13 protein-coding genes are annotated in these 18,247 nt (G+C 54.5%); 5 read left to right on the top strand and 8 right to left on the bottom strand.

Annotated elements, in window-relative coordinates; all coding sequences use genetic code 11:
• Window positions 1-80 precede the first annotated feature (80 nt).
• Entirely contained in the window at window positions 81-1,148 is a 1,068-nt protein-coding gene (locus Pla144_RS22240; RefSeq protein WP_146452909.1) for a 3-isopropylmalate dehydrogenase, read from the top strand.
• A gap of 35 nt (window positions 1,149-1,183) precedes the next feature.
• Here Pla144_RS22240 and Pla144_RS22235 read toward each other — a convergent pair whose 3' ends face one another.
• Both Pla144_RS22235 and Pla144_RS25345 read right to left on the bottom strand, forming a co-directional pair.
• Window positions 1,184-1,939: an SGNH/GDSL hydrolase family protein gene (locus Pla144_RS22235; protein ID WP_146452908.1), complete on the bottom strand. Its 756-nt coding sequence runs from the start codon at window positions 1,937-1,939 to the stop codon at window positions 1,184-1,186.
• A gap of 53 nt (window positions 1,940-1,992) precedes the next feature.
• Complete coding sequence (locus Pla144_RS25345; RefSeq protein ID WP_261342338.1) at window positions 1,993-2,523, bottom strand: A24 family peptidase; 531 nt, start codon at window positions 2,521-2,523, stop codon at window positions 1,993-1,995.
• 209 nt (window positions 2,524-2,732) lie between these two features.
• Between Pla144_RS25345 and Pla144_RS22225 the strand changes: the two genes are divergently transcribed.
• Window positions 2,733-6,230 (top strand): acyl-[ACP]--phospholipid O-acyltransferase, encoded by a 3,498-nt coding sequence (locus tag Pla144_RS22225; protein ID WP_146452907.1) that lies wholly within the window; start codon window positions 2,733-2,735, stop codon window positions 6,228-6,230.
• 322 nt (window positions 6,231-6,552) lie between these two features.
• Here the strand turns inward: Pla144_RS22225 and Pla144_RS22220 are convergent, their stop codons facing one another.
• The gene (locus Pla144_RS22220) at window positions 6,553-7,479 is read right to left on the bottom strand and encodes a hypothetical protein (RefSeq protein WP_146452906.1); all 927 of its coding nucleotides are present in this window, start codon (window positions 7,477-7,479) and stop codon (window positions 6,553-6,555) included.
• Between the two features lie 205 nt (window positions 7,480-7,684).
• On the opposite strand from Pla144_RS22220, the gene Pla144_RS22215 reads away from it, so the two are divergent.
• A complete protein-coding gene (locus tag Pla144_RS22215) occupies window positions 7,685-8,983 on the top strand; it encodes a HEAT repeat domain-containing protein (protein WP_146452905.1) in 1,299 nt (432 codons plus the stop codon).
• Window positions 8,984-9,075: 92 nt separating this feature from the next.
• On the opposite strand, the gene Pla144_RS22210 is transcribed toward Pla144_RS22215, so the two are convergent.
• Window positions 9,076-10,596: an SH3 domain-containing protein gene (locus Pla144_RS22210; protein ID WP_146452904.1), complete on the bottom strand. Its 1,521-nt coding sequence runs from the start codon at window positions 10,594-10,596 to the stop codon at window positions 9,076-9,078.
• Window positions 10,597-10,865: 269 nt separating this feature from the next.
• Between Pla144_RS22210 and Pla144_RS22205 the strand changes: the two genes are divergently transcribed.
• Entirely contained in the window at window positions 10,866-12,773 is a 1,908-nt protein-coding gene (locus tag Pla144_RS22205; protein WP_146452903.1) for a serine/threonine protein kinase, read from the top strand.
• An 18-nt stretch (window positions 12,774-12,791) separates the two neighbouring features.
• On the opposite strand, the gene Pla144_RS22200 is transcribed toward Pla144_RS22205, so the two are convergent.
• Complete coding sequence (locus Pla144_RS22200) at window positions 12,792-13,034, bottom strand: hypothetical protein (RefSeq protein ID WP_146452902.1); 243 nt, start codon at window positions 13,032-13,034, stop codon at window positions 12,792-12,794.
• A gap of 440 nt (window positions 13,035-13,474) precedes the next feature.
• Between Pla144_RS22200 and hemL the strand changes: the two genes are divergently transcribed.
• Window positions 13,475-14,785 (top strand): glutamate-1-semialdehyde 2,1-aminomutase, encoded by a 1,311-nt coding sequence (gene hemL, locus Pla144_RS22195; protein ID WP_146452901.1) that lies wholly within the window; start codon window positions 13,475-13,477, stop codon window positions 14,783-14,785.
• Between the two features lie 42 nt (window positions 14,786-14,827).
• On the opposite strand, the gene Pla144_RS22190 is transcribed toward hemL, so the two are convergent.
• The 3 genes from Pla144_RS22190 to Pla144_RS22180 all read right to left on the bottom strand — a co-directional run bounded on the left by Pla144_RS22190 (window position 14,828) and on the right by Pla144_RS22180 (window position 18,176).
• On the bottom strand, window positions 14,828-16,216 hold the full coding sequence (locus Pla144_RS22190) for a trypsin-like peptidase domain-containing protein (RefSeq protein ID WP_197530938.1): 1,389 nt from the start codon (window positions 16,214-16,216) through the stop codon (window positions 14,828-14,830).
• Between the two features lie 193 nt (window positions 16,217-16,409).
• A complete protein-coding gene (locus Pla144_RS22185; protein WP_146452899.1) occupies window positions 16,410-16,844 on the bottom strand; it encodes a hypothetical protein in 435 nt (144 codons plus the stop codon).
• A 195-nt stretch (window positions 16,845-17,039) separates the two neighbouring features.
• On the bottom strand, window positions 17,040-18,176 hold the full coding sequence (locus tag Pla144_RS22180) for a hypothetical protein (protein ID WP_146452898.1): 1,137 nt from the start codon (window positions 18,174-18,176) through the stop codon (window positions 17,040-17,042).
• Window positions 18,177-18,247: the final 71 nt, after the last annotated feature.

The following is an 18,247-nucleotide window of genomic DNA, read 5'->3' as shown; positions in this document are numbered from 1 at the left end:
CTAGTCGTTGCGGCGAATTCTCCGCTACAATGGCCGGTTTCTTGCTAACAACTTAATCTGAACTATCAGCGGTGCATTCGATGAAAATAGCGATTATTGGTGGAGATGGAACGGGTCCAGAAGTTGCCGCCGAAGGCGTCAAAGTACTCAAGTCCGTAGCGAAGATCGAGGGCTTTGCCGATCAATTGGAGTTGACCGAACTCGATTGGGGTGGAGACCGGTATCTGAAGACGGGTGAGGCCCTTCCGGCGGATGGGCTCGATCAACTTCGCAAGTTCGACGGAATTCTGCTTGGTGCCGTAGGACATCCGGATGTTGCCCCGGGAATCCTCGAACGCAAGCTCCTCTTAGACGTTCGATTCGGACTCGATCAGTACATTAACCTGCGTCCCGTAAAATTGTTCCCCGGCGTAGAGACACCGCTCAAGGATAAGGGACCGGACGACATTGATTTCGTCGTTGTGCGCGAGAATACCGAAGACCTCTACTGTGGTGCCGGTGGCTTTATGCATAAGGGGACACCCAACGAGGTCGCCACCCAAACTGCCATCTACACCCGCAAGGGTTGTGAACGCTGCATTCGTTATGCTTTTGAGTACACCCAGAAGCGAGACAACCCCAAGGGCAAGAAGCTCACTCTCGTTGCCAAGACCAACGTCTTGACCACAGGCCACGACCTATGGTGGCGGACCTTTAACGAAGTCGCTTCTGACTACCCAGATGTTGAAATCGATTACAACCACGTCGATGCCTGCTGCATGTGGATCGTCAAAAACCCAGAGTTCTACGATGTGATAGTGACCACCAACATGTTTGGTGACATCATCACGGACCTGAGCGGTATCATACAGGGAGGCATGGGTGTTGCCGCAGGTGGTAATATCAATCCTGAGCCTGGTGGAGTGAGCATGTTCGAGCCAATGGGCGGCAGTGCTCCAAAATACACCGGTACGGGAAAGATCAACCCGATTGCCACCATAAACGCGGTAAGCATGCTGCTCGACCAACTGGGGCAGGCTCAAGCCGCCGAGCGAGTGATGAGCGCGCTGATGCACGTTACCGGCACAAAGATGAAAAGCCAATCAGCCGGAAAAATGGGCTACAGTACTAGCGAGGTTGGCGACTTAGTGCTTGATGCATTGGCCTAAGTGAGCAACTCTCGCCGACGAACTTCCACAGCGAGTTATGCCCCCACGGTCTGTAACCAGGTATGGGCCATCAGTGCTGCACCAAAGTTAGTTGGGTGAACACCATCTGCTGCCCAGTATTCCGGTGGAGCATAATCAATCGCACGATCAAACATCGCTTGAAAGGCCACGAAACGGGCTCCCGCGGAATCAGAAACCCGTTTGGCAGCAGAGCGGTACTCGTCAAACTCAGGGAACCATGAGTCGTTTACTTTGCCAACCTTGAGGACGAACGGTTCGCACACTATCAATTTGACGTCGGGAAGCGCTGCCTTTGTCCGAGCAATTAAAGCGTCGAGGTCGGTTTCGTAAACTTCCACCGTGCCGTCGTAGTCCCCATTGAGCTTGTGCCAGATGTCGTTCACACCAATAAGGATGCTCAACAGGTTGGGCTTCAAGTCGAGGCAATCTATCTGCCAGCGCTCGGCAAGCTGATAAACCTTGTTTCCACTGATGCCTCGATTGAAGCAGCGCAAGCTCCCTTCTGGGCGGCTCACTAACATCTCCGAGGCAGCCATCCAGGCATATCCATTTCCAAATGCAGACTGCTGGTTCACTTTGTCATTCTGCTCCTTATTGCGACCAGCATCGGTAATTGAGTCCCCCTGGAAGAGAATCGTATCTCCAGACTCAACCAGCGACGTTTCTGGCGATTTTTCGGAGGCAAAAGTTGTTGCGGATAAGGTCGCCCAACTGGCGGCCGTGAGTCCTGCTGTGGAAATCAGGAAATCGCGTCGGTTGTCTTGATTCATAGCTAACTTTAACACCCATCGACAAGAAGTAACCAGTAGAAAATGACTCGCTGCTAGTTTATGCGAAATAGGAAAAAAGCCAATGGCCAAACAATCAGAAGCAATACCGACCCGACGATGAATCTTGGAACGGAAATCGTCTTATCCAGCCGCATCAGGAGAAGCGTCATAAAAACGCTCAACAGGAGACAGTGATAAGCATACCCTCCGATGGCCGACCATTGTGGATTCCAAACAACATCTATTGCTCCGGAAAGTTCTGTGAATGGACTGCCACGCAGTAGTTCGAAATAGGCCACCACGAAGAACGCCAATCCCATCGCGGCTTCGACAATCGCATAGCGGGGAGATATCGCTGCCCCGCAATCGCGGCACTTCCCGCGGAGCCACAGCCAGCCGAGAACCGGGACATTGTCCCTAGCGCGAATTGGATGATTACACTTGGGGCAGTGAGACGGTTTCCAGATGACGGACATCCCTCTGGGCAGGCGATACGCCACCACGTTCAGAAAGCTGCCGATACATGCCCCGATAAATCCAAGCCACAGGGCCGTAATAAAATCGATCAGGAATTCGGAATTCACACTAGGGTTCGCCTTGAGGTGGTAAATTCAGTAAGCTGATTCAACTCTAATCGTTTCCGCAGGTACAAAGGAACCGCAAAATAGCTCCCCAGATATACTGCCTGGGAGCTTGGTTCCACGGTTGAGGTAACGCAACTGCCGTTGGTGTCGTCTCCCCTAGTTAGGTAAGATAGAGTTTGTCTTACCTTCTGCCCACCTCAGCGAAGTCCATGTCCAGCACGGCACCCCCAAGTGAATCAGAGCCAGACGAGGGTATTGGCAGTCGGAGCCTGTTGTCGGCAAGCTTTGTCGGCCTGCTGGTTACCCAATTCCTGGGTGCCGCCAACGACAACATCCTCCGCTGGCTGGTCATTGGCATTGGCAAGCAGTATGTCAAACCGGAAAGCGTTTCCTGGATTCTAGCTGCTGGAAGTGCCGCCTTCGTGCTTCCGTACGTGCTACTGGCAGCTCCCTCTGGGTACCTAGCTGACCGATTTAGCAAACAAAAAGTGATCGTGATTTGCAAAATGGCAGAAGTCGCGATCATGATCGCGGCTGTGCTGGCGATCCATTTGGGGAGCGTCCCTCTCATGATGCTTGTCGTTGCCGCAATGGGCACTCAAAGCGCCCTCTTTGGGCCATCAAAACTCGGCAGTATCCCCGAGATACTGCATGAATCAAAAATATCTTCGGCGAATGGCGTACTCGAATTAACTACCGTAATTGCCGTAACCGTAGGCATGGTGGCAGGCAACTGGCTTACCAGTGCTACCGGAGTGCGTGGGTTAGAACGACTCTGGCTCTCTGCTGCGGTGATGGTTGGCTTTGCCGTGGCAGGTTTGGCAGCGAGCCTGCTCATTCACAAATTGCCCATTGCCAACGGGCGAAGAAGGTTTCCATGGGATGCCGCCCGGCAGACCTGGCGAGATGTGTCCACACTCGCTGCAGACCCTGCCATGTTCCGAGTTGCGCTGGGAATCATGTTCTTCTGGTCACTGGCAATGATGGCCCAATTGAATATCGACCAATTCGCCTTTCAAGGAGGGGCAACCAAACAAACTCAAGTGGCCATGCTGCTGGTACCTTTGATCGTTGGGGTGGGACTAGGTAGCGTGCTGGCAGGTGTGTGGTCGGCGGGCAGAGTCGAATTGGGTATTCTCCCGTTAGGAGCTGGTGGTTTGGCCTTCAGTGCGGTGATGTTGTTCACGGTGGAAGGGGAACTCTATGACCCCAGTAAACAATGGACGATCAGCTATATCGGTGCCGCGTTCTGGCTGTTTATGCTCGGCACCTTCTCAGGGCTGTTCAACGTCCCTCTGGCAGCCTACATGCAGCGCTATAGTGAGACTAAGAACCGCGGATCGATCCTGGCGGCCTGCAACTTTCTCACCTTTAGCGGCATGTTAATTACCTCGGGTCTATACTGGCTGGCCGGAAGCCCTTTTCTGCAATTGAGCGCTCGCGATGTGTTCTTATTGTGCGGTATAGTGACTCTCCCTGTGATGATCTACATCGTTGCAATCATCCCACAGGCGTCTATTCGCTTCCTGGCGTGGTTGATCACGCATACTTTTTACAAAATTCGGGTCCATCAAAGAGAGAACCTGCCAGAGACGGGGGGAGCCCTCCTGGTACCTAATCATGTTTCCTGGATCGATGGCTTGCTCTTGGTGGCAGTTTCACCGCGACCGATCCGACTCATCATCACCGGTGACCTCCTCACGACATGGTGGGCTAAAGGACTAGCCAGAATCATGGGGGCCATCCCCATATTTCGGCTTACCCCCAAGGCCACTCGCTCGGCGATGGAGACCGCCCGGGAAGCTCTTAACAATGGTGAATTGGTCTGCATATTTCCTGAAGGCGGAATTAGTCGCTCCGGGCAGTTACAGTCTTTCAGCCGGGGTACGCTCGAGCTACTGCGGGGAACCTCTGCCAAGGTCATTCCCGTCTATCTCGATGAGTTGTGGGGGAGTATCTTTACCTTTCACGGGAGCCGGTTTACCCGGAAATCGACCGGAGCTTTTTTTCGCCCGGTGTCGATTTGGTTTGGCGAACATGTTGAAAATGTCAATAACATTCATCAGTTGCGGCAGGCGGTCCAGGATTTGGGCGCCGACGCTGTCTCTGGACGAAAGGAACGCATGATGGTGTTGCCGCGCTTGATGCTTCGCAAGTGTCGCAAAAGTTTGTTTCGTTTCAAGATTGCAGATTCCAGCGGCGTGGAAGCCACAGGAGGCTCACTATTGATGCGGACCCTCATTTTGCGGCGTCTCTTATTGCGCGAAGTGATCGAGTCCGATGAAAAATATGTCGGCATACTCTTACCTCCATCGGTCGGAGCAGTCATCACCAATGCGGCAGTCACCCTGGCGGGACGAGTTTCAGCCAACCTGAATTACACCGTCACCAATGACGTACTCAATGCCTGTATCCGTAAGGCGGGAATTCGTCACGTCCTCACGAGCAAGAAGGTGATGGATAAACTTGATCTCAAGCTCGACGCCAAGATTGTGCTGCTTGAAGATTTCAAGCCAAAGGTCAAACTCACTGACAAACTCGCGGGGATTGCACAAGCCTATGTGACCCCGCTGCCCGTCTTGGAACGCATCCTCGGCGTGCATCATATGACGAGCGACGACGAATTGACCGTGATCTTTACCTCGGGATCCACCGGCGAACCCAAGGGAGTTGTACTCACCAATCACAACGTCGGTTCCAATGTCGAAGCCATTGACCAGGTGATCCACCTGCGGAGTGACGATACGCTACTCGGCATCTTGCCATTTTTCCATTCGTTCGGATTCATGGTCACATTGTGGACCGTGCTGGGACTCGACGTCCGCTGCGTGTACCATTTCACACCACTCGACGCCAAGCAGGTCGGTAAATTGTGCGGCAAATGGGGAGTGACCGTGTTGCTTTCAACCCCCACATTCTTGCGATCCTATCTCCGCCGCTGCGAGCCGGAAGATTTTGCCAAGCTCGAAATCGTGGTGGCCGGTGCCGAAAAATTGCCCACATCACTTTGCGAAGATTTTGAAACCAAATTTGGAGTGCGACCCGTGGAAGGCTACGGCGCGACCGAACTTTCGCCTCTGGTCTCGGTCAATGTCCCTCCCAAGCGATCTCAGAGCCGCGAAGTCGACTGTCGAGAAGGGACCGTCGGTCGACCTATTCCCGGTGTCACCGCCAAGATCGTCGATCCTGACACAGGCGATCCTCTCGGTCCTGAAACCCCCGGCATGCTGTTGGTGAAGGGTCCCAACGTGATGAAGGGCTACCTGGAAGACCACGAGAAAACTGCAGAAGTACTCCGCGATGGCTGGTACGTAACCGGTGACATCGCCATCATCGACAAGCAGGGATTCATCCAAATCACCGGTCGACTGAGCCGCTTCTCCAAAATCGGCGGCGAAATGGTTCCCCACATCAACATCGAAGAAGCCATCCAGGGCTTCGTGCAGACCGAAGAAGACGAAGTCGTAAGAGCGGTCGTCACCGCCGTCCCCGATGAGAAAAAGGGAGAACGCCTCATCGTGGTCCATACGAAGCTGGACCACACCCCTCAACAAATCTGCGATCACTTGGCGAAACTGGGCTTACCAAATCTCTGGCTCCCCGGCCAAGACTGCTTTCTGGAAGTCGAGCAAATCCCCGTCCTCGGCACCGGCAAGCTCGATCTCAAGGCACTAAGTGAACTGGCGAAAAAGCATTTTGGCAAGTGACGAAAAACCCTCGTTCGTCCGCAACGCAAAAACTCTTCGTTAGCCGCGACGCGCCAGGCGAGTCTTGCTCGCCAGAGCGGAGCGTGGCGGAAGCAAACGGGCGGGAGTAGTCATACCACCATTAGGACAGTCCAGCTCCCCACAATCTTCTGGGAAGCAGCAATTCCATGTCACATGAGCAAGCGGAGTTAACTGAGGAAGAATTGGTTGAACAGCGCCACTTTGAGATCGCGTAAGCACAGTTTACCGAGTTGGAGATGAGCAGATTCATCCGAAAGCTTGGAGATAGACGTTGGCCACGTCTGGCGCTTCATCGATCAACTCAGCGGGCAACAGAGGTGTTTTGCTCTTCACGATCGGACACGCGCACTCGTGACTCCGATTCACTGTGCTTTCCGGTCTGATACGCGATCTGTACCAATTGCTTTTGGCGCTCGGGTGTGATTCGCGGCAGATTGAGGGCGAGGCGCTCGATCCGCTCGGGTTGGGCTTCCGAGGCCTGAGAAAAGCCGCTGAGAAAAGTCATTGTGTCGGCAAAGTTGCGGTCGGCGGTTCTCCCTACCAAGGGTTGGATCGCTTTGGCAAGAATCTCGAGACTCGTCCGATCGATACGTAGAAAAGTATCCATCTGGGCTGCCACGTAAGTCCGGCCGTTTGATTCCACCATCGAACCGCTTTTCAAAAGCAGGACGGATTGCGCATGAACAGGGCGCGAGAAAGGTTTCCCTTCATAGGCCCCTTCGCCAAACATTACGAAACGATTTTGGGCGTTTTTCTCGCAGGTCTGCTCGACGATGACCAGCTTGCCAGTGGTACCCACTCCATCTGCGAGACGAAAACTATTCCCGTCAATGCGTTCGAGACTCACTCGCGTGATGCCCAATTGCTTCCAGATTTCGACAAGTGCGTCCGGATTCTGGGCCATATAGGTAAACATTTCGGGATCACAATCCACGATCTGCGTGGGCAGACGGCGGTAGATCGTGCAGTCGTCGATCACATGACGCATGGGCTCACGGAATTGTTTGTCGATCTTGGCGAATGGGATTGCATTGATTGCAGTCTCTCGAGCCTCGGCTGAAGTGCTGGCTTCGTGGGCTTCGCTGGCTCCGTTGACTCGCTCAGAGAGCGCAGTATCCAGGCATGCGAATAATAGAAATACCAAGGAAAAGCATCGAACCCGTTGCCAGAACAGATTCCAACCCATTTCGAGCGCAGAAGCGCTCGTTTTGCGCAGACAGCGAACCATTCAACCCCCCCCTTAACATTCCGCAGGTTATGAGAAGACCTGCGGTTCGTAGGGATTATTCGGCTAGATAACCTCTCCCTCGTCAGCATTTCTGGAATTGCCTGTTAGAGTGCTAGCGACAAGTCGGTGGGCTGGTCTTGTCGCTAGAGGTGTGATTCAGGACAATTCTGCCCCTAATTCAATACCTCGATTGCTATCTCAACCCATGCAAACTCCTCAGCTGATCAAGCGACTTGTCTTGCTCGCCACACTAGCGGTCTGTTTGATGACCGTCGTGCGAGCAGCTTGGCCTTCATTCAGTGCATGGCAGCAAAGTAGGCTTGCCCATCGACTGGTCGCCGACATGGAGCAAGCTAAAGACCCCAACAGCAGGATTCTGTTGAGGCAAGTGGCGACTTTGGGGGATGCGGCGATCGCTGCATTGGTAGAAGCCGCGGCGTCGAATCGGGCCGACGTTTCACTTCAGGCCCGCCAAATTATCGAAGAAAAACTAGGGACGTGGATAGCGACGTCTCAGGTCGATCCGGACTTTGATTTGGGCCAGCCATCATGCCTGTTGGCGAGAGCACTCGCAGAACACATTTCAGATTTCGGCTCGCTCGGACAGCAATGGTCGAGCAAGTTGACTCTGGAATTGGTCGCACTGGCAGATAGGTTGCCTGCCGAGGCAGCTGCAAGAATATTGGCAGATTGTAGCAAGATTCTCGAACAAGTCCCGCCGGTCGGCCCACTCATGAGAACGGTAGATTCTGTCAGTAGTTCCGGATCAGCACCTGCACCGGCGATTTCAATGGGCAGGCAACCTGACCTCTCCGTTCTGAATATTCCCAGTGAACGTGTGATTTCGTCCAAACCGCTCCCAATTGCTTTACCGCTTGCAGAAAGCAGCGAAAATACACCGGAAATAATTGAGTCCGCCGAAGAAAACCTACGACCTCTTCCGTCCGCGTGGGCGACCAATCAGCCTCTGACTTCTTCTCCAACGATCCCAGCGCCGAATGCTTCCACACTCAAGGCCGTCCAGGAATTTGGCGACGAACCGACTCAGGATAAAGCAGTAACTTCGCCTGGGGCGATAGTCGAACTACCCACTCCAGATGAGATGGAGTCTCTCGTCGCAGAATTGAGCAAAGAGACTACACGAGCACTGGCAAAAGAGTTGATCTCGGCAGATTTTTACACCGCCGGCGCGATTCGCCTGGTTCTGCGAGAACGTGGCATTTCCGACGAAGAACGATCACTCATCGATCGTCTACTTTCGAGCGAGGTATCCGATCGGCTTCGCCTGGTGCGTGACTTAGAAGTGCTGCCGGCACGACCCGCCCGGCAGTGGCTGCGAGAATTGCTACATGACGAGAATGCCGAAGTTCGCTTACAGGCACTCACGGCACTGGCTACGTCCAAAGATCCAGAACTCGTGGACTTTGCACGTGATATGGCCGTACGCGATCGAGATGCCCGAGTGTCAGAACTCGCAGCGCGAATCATGCGCGAAGCACGGTGATATCCGTGGGGTAGCCATCTTGGCTGCCTTCTTTAGGAGAACGCAGGCTAGAATCCTACACGCCAAGAAGTACAGGCTGAAAGCCTGAACCACTACCTCCGGATTCGATCTTCAATCAAAGTTACTCGCCCTGCGGTGACATGTGCCTTGCGGTATTCAGGCATGAATCCGCGCGAGCCGTTCACACCAATTCGCATTCCTACGTAAGGCTGCAAGTTCAAATCAGGAGTCGGCGTTACAAATGAGATCACCGCCCCCTTGTCATCGACCAGCGCATAACGAGGAGACTCCTGTGTTGTAGAAGTCACCGGCTTCAAGCGACCCACAGCATCGTAACGCGGTTCGTCGGCGCTCGGCTTTCTATTTTCAAAGGGATCGTCGGATTTTAGATCGAGATCAGCTAATTGCCGCACTCGCGACGTCTGGCCAGTAAACTCACCCTTCTCAGGATCAGGTCCGGAGTTGACGGCCATGGTCGGTTCAGTGGGAAGACCCTCTTGTACGCGTTTGAATCGTGCGATTCGGTCCAGCAGGTCGCGCAGGTGTTCGCGTTCTGAAACCGAGTCACTCTTGTCCAATAGTGCGTTTGCTTCGGACTCGAGTTGATCAAACTGCCATTCTTCCTTCGGTCGAATTACTGCTTGAGAAAGCCGTAATTGCAATTCCTCCACGCGATCAGTCGCGGGGCCCAGGACTGAGGGTGAATTGCCAAAGCGAATCCTGGGCGCCGTACTTACCCGAGTTGCCGCCAGGGATGCCCCCTGTTCGGCCGCCCCAACTTGAGCAAGCGAAGGGGGGACTAAACCGGGCGATTGCGAAACTTGCTTAGCGGAGGGAGATCCAGCCACAAGCTCTACACTGTCTGCTGCACCTCCGGTGGACGCTGCCATGATGCCATTCGGAATTGGCAAGGGAGTTGAGGGCAAGGCAGCCGCACCTGGATATGCCGGTTGGACAGGAACCGTATTCTGTACCAAGTGGGCAAAGCCTCGTTCAGAACTGTTACCGCCCGAAGCATGGCCTACCGTAGGGGATTGCCGCATCCACCCGGAGGCATGTTGTACCGGGCCAGAATTTTCCAGCGGTGGCGTTCGTGATAGGCTACTGGCCGCGATCCAGCGGAATTCACCAGCCGGCGGCGCAATTCGAATCCACCGTGGATCATCATTCGCGGCGGAAGGAAGCAACTGCAGTTGCTCGCCTCGGTGCAAGAGCACTTGCACAGCACTTCGCGCCGGTGAGACGCTGCTCCCGACACGGGCGATGGCGCTTTCTACGGCGATCTCGGCCGTATTGTTATCAAGTCGATGAATCTCATGCGCTGCGATCCAACAAAAACTCCCTTCGGGCGGGCGCACGGCGCACCACCCCTCACTATCGTGTCGATAGACCTCGACGGCATGCCCCTGAGGCAATTGCAGCGTAGGGTAGTATTCCTGCCCTGGACCACCACGAGCAAATGTTTGCGGCACGCTGATGTAGGCAACGTAGGGGAAGGTCACTTCGCATTGCGCAGAACTTGACAATGCCAGCGCAATTGCCAAGCAAGAAATGCAGCGAGTTAGAGCCGCCGGAATGTAGTTAACAATTGATGAAAGGTGCAACCGAGCCATAAGCGTGCCCTCGTCTATGCGAGTATCGGTCGACACCCGCGCGATAGGGGAAAAGGAGTGAGATTCGCCGTGGCTTATAGGTAATTTGCGCTCGTCGCTCAAGGCCTGCACAAGCAGAGGTTCTGCTAGCAGCACCGCTTGAGCCCTGCTAGGATAAACCAGTGTGAGAGTACTGTCTTCACTTAGATTTTGGCATTGAGAACACTGTTGGCCGACTCTCCTAGTCGGGAATTTCCGACTCGGAGAGTCTGTCGATATTGGGGCGATTGATGAAAATAGAGAAACTAGGGCCCTATCGGATTGAACGACAGATTGGCAAAGGGGGAATGGGTGCTGTCTACGAGGCAACTTACGCAGGACCCGGCCAGGCTGCTGGCACTCGCGTAGCCGTCAAAGCACTGAGCCCCCAATTGGCCATGGCCGAGGGTTTCCGCGAAAGGTTTGAGGCGGAGATCGACTCTCTTAAGAAGCTCAAACACGAAGGGATCGTGCGGCTCTACGGCTACGGTGAAGAAGAAGGAATGCTCTTCTACTCCATGGAACTTGTCGAAGGGACAAGCCTCGAAGAGGAGATTAACTCCGGCCGGCGTTTCAATTGGCAGGAAACCCTGTCCATCGGCACGCAGATTTGCCGAGCGCTCAAGCATGCCCATGACCATGGGGTTGTGCATCGCGACATCAAGCCGGCGAATCTCTTGCTGACAAAAGAAGGCCACATCAAGATTGCCGACTTCGGTATCGCTCGTCTTTTCGGTGGAACGCAACTCACGACCGCGGGGGGAGTCCTCGGCACGGCTGACTACATGTCGCCTGAGCAAGCGGACGGTCGGCCGGTTACCGAGAAGTGCGACCAATACAGTTTGGGTGGAGTCCTATTTGCCCTGCTGGCAGGACGGCCTCCGTTTCGAGCCAAGACGATGCCCGAGATGTTACAGATGCAGCGCTTCGCTGAGCCAGAACCCGTGCAGCGCTATGCCCCTGACACACCCGATCAACTTAGCCGGCTGATTCAACAGCTTTTGTCGAAGGAACCTGAAGAACGATTTCCCAATGTGCTGGTATTAGGCAGGCACATGGAGGCCATGCAGAAGGCCTTGTCTCGTCCTCCCCAATCAGAAACGAAGCTTGCAGAACTATCAGAGTCTGATAATTCAGAACTTGACCCGCCAACCAGGCAGCCGAATTCCACTTCAGCGATCTCGACCGATGCAACCAGTGATGTTGCGCGACCCGAGTATCTTGATATGGATGGGATAGATTTAAGCAATTCTGGTGACCTCTTCGAAGCCCCCACGATTGCCCAGCCAGAACCAATTACCCCCGATGCTCCTGCTGTAAAGTCGGACCCCGCCCCGGTTGATCCAGTAGTTCCGGCGCGGCCAACTCAGACACGATTCACTACGCTCGACGATGAAATCCGCCAGCGCCAACACCTGGAAGAGGACGATAGCCACCTCTCGCTCGTGGCTCGCTGGGCAGCCTTGATTCTTCTGCTGGGCACCATCGTCTGGTTAGGCTGGAGCTTGACTCGTCCCCCGACGGCTGATGACTTGTTCGACACAATTACAGCCACCATCGACCGAGAAGGGGATAATGACCTGCGTTCTATTTCGTTTGAGCTAGCTGAGTTCGTTGATCGGTTTCCAGACGATCCACGTGCTGCCGAAGTCGCCGGGCATCTCGAGCAGTTGGAGTATCAGAAATTCGCTCGGCAGGCCCGCTCAAGAAACCGATTCAGCGGGGAAGACGAAATGGGCCCCATTGAGCAACTCTACTTACAGGCAATAGAAATCAGTGCAGAGAATCCCGCCCGTGGTGAGCAACTACTTGCCGATCTGATTGCGCTCTTCGATCCTACAGATGAGACTGCCGAGGGGGCCAACCCTTCGGCAAGTGAAGTCAGTTCTCTTTCTGAAGGCCATCGTCAGTGGCTGGTACTTGCACGTCAGGAACTGGTGAGGCTTCAAGAACTCAATCGAGAAATTGCCGAGAATCAACTCCCGGCGTTACAAGAGCAACTTCGTTTGGCAGCCACAATCGCCGCGCGCAGCCCAGCCCGCGCTGCTCGGATGTACCGGGCCTTTATAAACCTCTATGACAACGAACCCTGGGCAGCCGATTTGGTTGCCGAAGCAAATCAAGCACTCGCCGCACTATCTTCGAAAACCGACAACTAGCCACCAGCCATCATACTTCTACCAATAGCGATACCGATAACCGCCATTCCAGTAGGGGGTCATCACATGGTAAGAGCCGTAGTTGCCATAGAGATTCTGGTAGCTCCCAGGATACCACCCGCCGTAGTAAGAGTAACTCGGCACAGGGTACGCAACCGGTCGCCGGGCATAATAGTAGCCCTGCGCGCTCGCATCATTTGCTTCACCAAGCAACAACCCTCCCACTAACAACGCCGCGCCAAACAAACCTAAACTTTTCATCTTAATATCTCCTGTTTTTTGAATCCGCCCTCGATGGTTTCTGATTCAATATCAAATTATATGCAAATAGTGCGCCGTTTGGGAGAGTACGAGAATCCTTCCGGATTAATCGCGAAGTTGTGACTCTGCAGAAACCACACTGCTCATTTCGAGAACAAGTGTATTCGAAATGACTGCTCTCAGACCAGTGAAGAGGTTGAAGGTTCATGCAAGTCAGTCGTAACAAGATGGAGCGCAAAACTTAATCCGTTGAGATCCAAATTCATCGGTATTTGTTTTGCCGCTTGTTGGAATTGGGCAGCAATTTTGCACGAAGCATCGATTGCAAAGGACAAAATGTCTTGGCACAGCCCCAAGCATCGTTGCTGCTTGGTACCTGATTGCCGTGAGTGATGTTATAATCGCGACGATACCAGATTCCGTAACCCAAAGGATTATCAATGGCTCTCGCTGATTCACTAAGTAGACGCCCCCGCAGTCATGCTGCTTTTGAACGGGCCCAACAACTCATGCCCGGCGGGGTCAATAGCCCCGCGCGTGCCTTCGGTGCCGTCGGCGGAACGCCTATCTTTATCGAGCGGGCTGAAGGGGCCTACCTCTATGACATCGATGGCGATCGCTACGTCGATTACATCGGCTCCTGGGGGCCGATGATACTAGGGCATCGTCATCCGGCAGTCGTCGCCGCATTGGAAGCGGCACTGTCTAGGGGCACAAGTTACGGTGCCCCCACCGAGGCGGAGAGCGAATTGGCTGAGCGGATTATCGATGCGGTCGCCTCGATCGAAAAAGTGCGGCTAGTCAGTTCGGGGACCGAGGCCACGATGAGCGCAGTTCGCTTGGCACGCGGATTCACGGGCCGCGACGTGATCATCAAATTTGCCGGCAATTACCATGGGCACGTCGATAGCCTGTTGGTAGCGGCAGGAAGTTCCGCGGCAACGCTGGGGACTCCCAACTCGCCAGGTGTCACTGTAGGCACGACCAAGGACACGCTTGTGCTGGATTACAACGATGTGCAAAGCCTGGAGGATGCATTTGCCAGGCACGGAGACAAAATCGCCGGAGTCATTCTCGAGCCTGTAGTTGGCAACATGGGGGTGGTAGTTCCTAGCCAGGCGTTCGTATCTGCGCTCAATCGACTTACCAAGTCACATGGCGCTCTGCTAATTTGCGATGAGGTGATGACCGGGTTTCGCGTGGCATTTGGTGGTGCTCAGCAATTATTGGGGCTCGAGCCCGACATCACCACCTTGGGTAAAATCGTCGGCGGCGGCCTGCCGGTTGGCGCCTATGGCGGGCGGGCCGAAGTGATGAATCACATCCTCCCCGCGGGCAAGGTATTTCAAGCTGGCACCTTGAGTGGCAACCCGTTGGCCACTGCGGCCGGTAACGCAACTCTCAAGATTCTCAAGGAGCAGCCCCCCTACGACCGCTTGGAGCATCTCACTGCCCGATTGGAAGCAGGGTTGCACGCTGCTGCCGAGAAAGCCGGAATAATACACACTATCGCCCGCGTGGGAAGCATGGTGACCTTGTTCTTCAGCGGTGAGGGTATCACAAGTTGGCAGGCGGCAAGCCGTTGCAACACAGAGCAGTTCGCCCGATTCTTTTGGGGCATGATGAATCGCGGAGTCTACTTGCCATGCAGCCAGTACGAGGCCCTGTTCATCTCGGCAGCGCATACAGAAGACGACATCGACCGCACAATCGCCGCCTCAGAAGAAGTGATGCAGGAGATGTCAACCTAGCCCTTCCGCAACACGGCACTTTGCCGTAGTAGGTTATGCAACCTACTTCACGTTATTCTTGCGGGTAGCAACTTCCATCTGCGCGTAATGCGTCTTGTCGCCGCGGACGATGTAGAATTTCAATGCCCCCGCTTTTGAGAGGGATTCGGCATGGTCGACCAGGTATTGAATGTCGGACTGTGAAGCGGTAGTCCAGCGATGGAAGCGAACCAGGATGTCTCCTTCTTTGACTCCCTGCTGGGCAGCTGAACTCTCAGATCGGACCGATACGACTCGCATGCCTCCGTCGTAGGGGAGTTCCAACTCGCGGAGTGATCTGGCAGGTTCCTCTTGCAAGATTAATCCTAGGGTCTCCCAAGTGGCGGAGTCAAAGGAATCCATTTTTGCGGGGATCGTTGGGCGCGATGAAGTTCGACTTGCGATCGTAAGATCGAGCGTGATCTCTTGGTCATCGCGGCGTAACAAGACAGGAATCTGCTCGCCGGAGCGATGGCCCAACAAAGCCCGCTCGATGTCAAGCGGACGGCGAATCTGCACCGTGCCAATCCGTTCAACCAGATCACCGCGGGAGATTCCGCAGCTCTCAGCAGGGCTATTTCGGTCGACCCGGGCGACGGTCACATGGCCTTCGTTCTTGCTCATCGACAAGGTGGCCATCCCGTGCCAGTTGCTCTCCAGTTCCTCGATACTCATCATCTTGGTGGCAATTTCCAGGGCATTATCGACCGGAATCGCGAAACCGATACCTTGAGCACCTGCCCGTACGGCGACATTTAGCCCAATCATCTCGCCATCGATGTTCAATAGTGGTCCGCCGGAATTGCCCGGATTGATGCTGGCATCGGTCTGGATCAGATCGAGGTATTGTTGTGTCTCGTTGACCTGAACGTTGCGATGCAGGGCACTGACGATGCCGGTGGTGACCGTATTCTCGTAGCCAAAAGCATTTCCCACGGCGATCACGGTTTCGCCGGGCATCAGTCCTTGGGAGGTTCCGAGATTGATCACAGGCAAGTCGAACGATGGTTTGATACGGATGATTGCCAAGTCGGTCTGGGGATCACGCGCGACGGTCTTTGCAATAAAGGACTGTCCCGTAGAGAGCGTCACGTTGATCCGTCGCACTCCATCCACGACGTGGAAATTTGTAAGTATGAAACCGCGAGGATCGATCAACACACCTGTTCCCATGCCGTTGACTTGCTTGGAAACCTGTCTGGCGGAGTCGGTGGTCTCGACAACCGATTTCTGGCCTTGGATGTTTACTACCGCGGGGCTGGCTTCCAGCACCGCGCGAACGACGGGGGTCATCCGCGAGTTGGTGTCAGCCAAGATCGATTGAGCAAGAAATCCAACCAAGAACGCTGCTAGCAGGAGCAGGCGGAAGGAACAAGGCTTTACAGCGGCTTCGCCGGAGCGCGGGTCGTCCATGGAGTCTAAATCCAATTTGGTAGCTGGCGCGCCGAAGCGACCTGTGGTTGATTCACTCATGTTCTGCGGGGAACAGGAGTGGTTGCTAGAACCGTTGATCGGCGCGTCGTTAGGACTCGCTTAAACGTTGCGAATGACAAGCCTCACAGAATGCCTAGCTTCTCACTCACTGGAAAAGAGGCTCAAGAATGTGCTAATCACGACCGGTGATCGTTAATTGGCAAGGAGGGGCCCATCCGACTTCCACCTCACCACGCAAATCCTGGGGCGCATTGGGATTCACATTGGCATAGATCGGCGTGACGGGCACTGGGAGGAATTCCGGCGGCATTTCTGGCCGATATCGGACAGCAGGGGGCCCGATCGGGATACGCATTCGATGGCGAGCACAAGCAAGTCGACCGCGCACCGCCCCCAAGCACCCAGCGCAGTCATTGCAGGGACATTCATCCCCTGCATAGTAGCCCTCGGAGCAATCTCCGACACAATTTGCGTAGCCGCAGCCGGGATCAGTCACGTAGGCAGATTCATCACTTACACCGCACAGAGACACGCAGCCGCTAATTGTACCCAGCAGGAAAGCGAGCGCAATGAGCGCAACGGCGTTGAGAGAATTCTGGTTTTTCATAGGCCCACCCCAAAAAACCAAGACAAGGTAACAAGCAAGAGGTTAATGCTGCCAGCTACTAATACGGAAGTCGGCAACCCTCCAGTAGCGAAAATCGGCCACACTAAGCCGCTAACTTTTGCCTAATCGCCAAACTTGGTGGCGAGGCCCGTCGGCAACTGCCTCAAACTTGCGACCAGTCCATTCATATCCTGATCAATCCGTTTGGTCTTCTTTAGCAGAGTTGTCGAGAAACACTTTGGGAATCAACTGAATGAGCAGAAAAACTGCCAGCAATGCCAGCAGTCCGTGAGCCCAATACTCTGCAACCGGAATCCCCATCTCTCCGGCCAACCAACCAATGACCAGTAGCAGTGGCGGCAAGAGCAGGAGAACCCCGCAACCCAGGGCGGACATGGTCCCGCGGAAGGCAAGTTGCTCGCTGAGTTGCTGACGATGAACATCAATCATCCGTCCACGCCGCAAGCTGATCTCAATAGTGTCAGTAAGCTCCATCGCTCGTAGGGCAGCTGGCCAAGTTGTTTTGGGCTCAGAATGGTTGGAAATCGTCTCAACGAATTGCCTGAGGCATGCTTCTGCTTGTGAGGCCCTGGCTGAGCTCGATTCTGGAAGTTCAGTTCGCCATTTGCCACGTTCCCCTACAAGCGTTAAACAGGACTGGACTGTTTTTTCTACGGGACCGACCGCCCAATGGACCGGCACTTGGCACTTGCCCAGGAGTTGCACATTCAGACCAGCATAGGTGGCCGCCGCGTCGGGTGATCCGACTGCTCCCAAACGGTCGAGCGGTCCGGCTAACTGGTCCAGCACTTCGACATCACGAGCAAAATGCCAGAGTACGTTTTCTTGAGTTCGGCTCTTGATAGGCCTCTCCCAAAGAACCTGCTCTACTGGGCCAACGTCGGGATGTCCTTCCCGAATCCAACGGGACACTTCGACAAGCAATTCTGTCTGCATGGACAAAGGATTGAAATGATAGAGTGGAGTGTTGCTTTCCGTGCGGGCCATGTCGATTTCGTAGAAACTCAACACCGATTCGCATAGAGGAAACGTTGCCAGCACTGCCACACCATTCTTGACGAGCTGATTGACCTGCTCGGCTCGCAAGATGCCTGACGTTTCACCGCAACCTACGATCACAGCGTCACAAGCGTGTTGGTCGAGCAGCTCCTCCCAATTGTCTTCATGATCCTCAACGGGCCACCAATTTGGCAGATCCCCTAATTCCCCTGTCCCTAAATCGCCACCCCAAACAATGGTATGGCCGCTGTTGGCAGCCGCCTCGGCAAGTAGCAGACTTTCGCGGTCGGCACCTAGGAGTGCAAAATTCATGGGTCCAAGCCTTCGCCAACGATTTTCAATTAACCACCTTGCGAGCCAACATGCAAAACCTGCCGAAAATT

It is taken from the genome of Bythopirellula polymerisocia (genome assembly GCF_007860015.1).
GTDB classification, from domain to species: domain Bacteria; phylum Planctomycetota; class Planctomycetia; order Pirellulales; family Lacipirellulaceae; genus Bythopirellula; species Bythopirellula polymerisocia.
The sequence above is the reverse complement of the archived record's forward strand: the minus strand, read 5'-3'. Positions and strand labels throughout refer to the sequence as shown.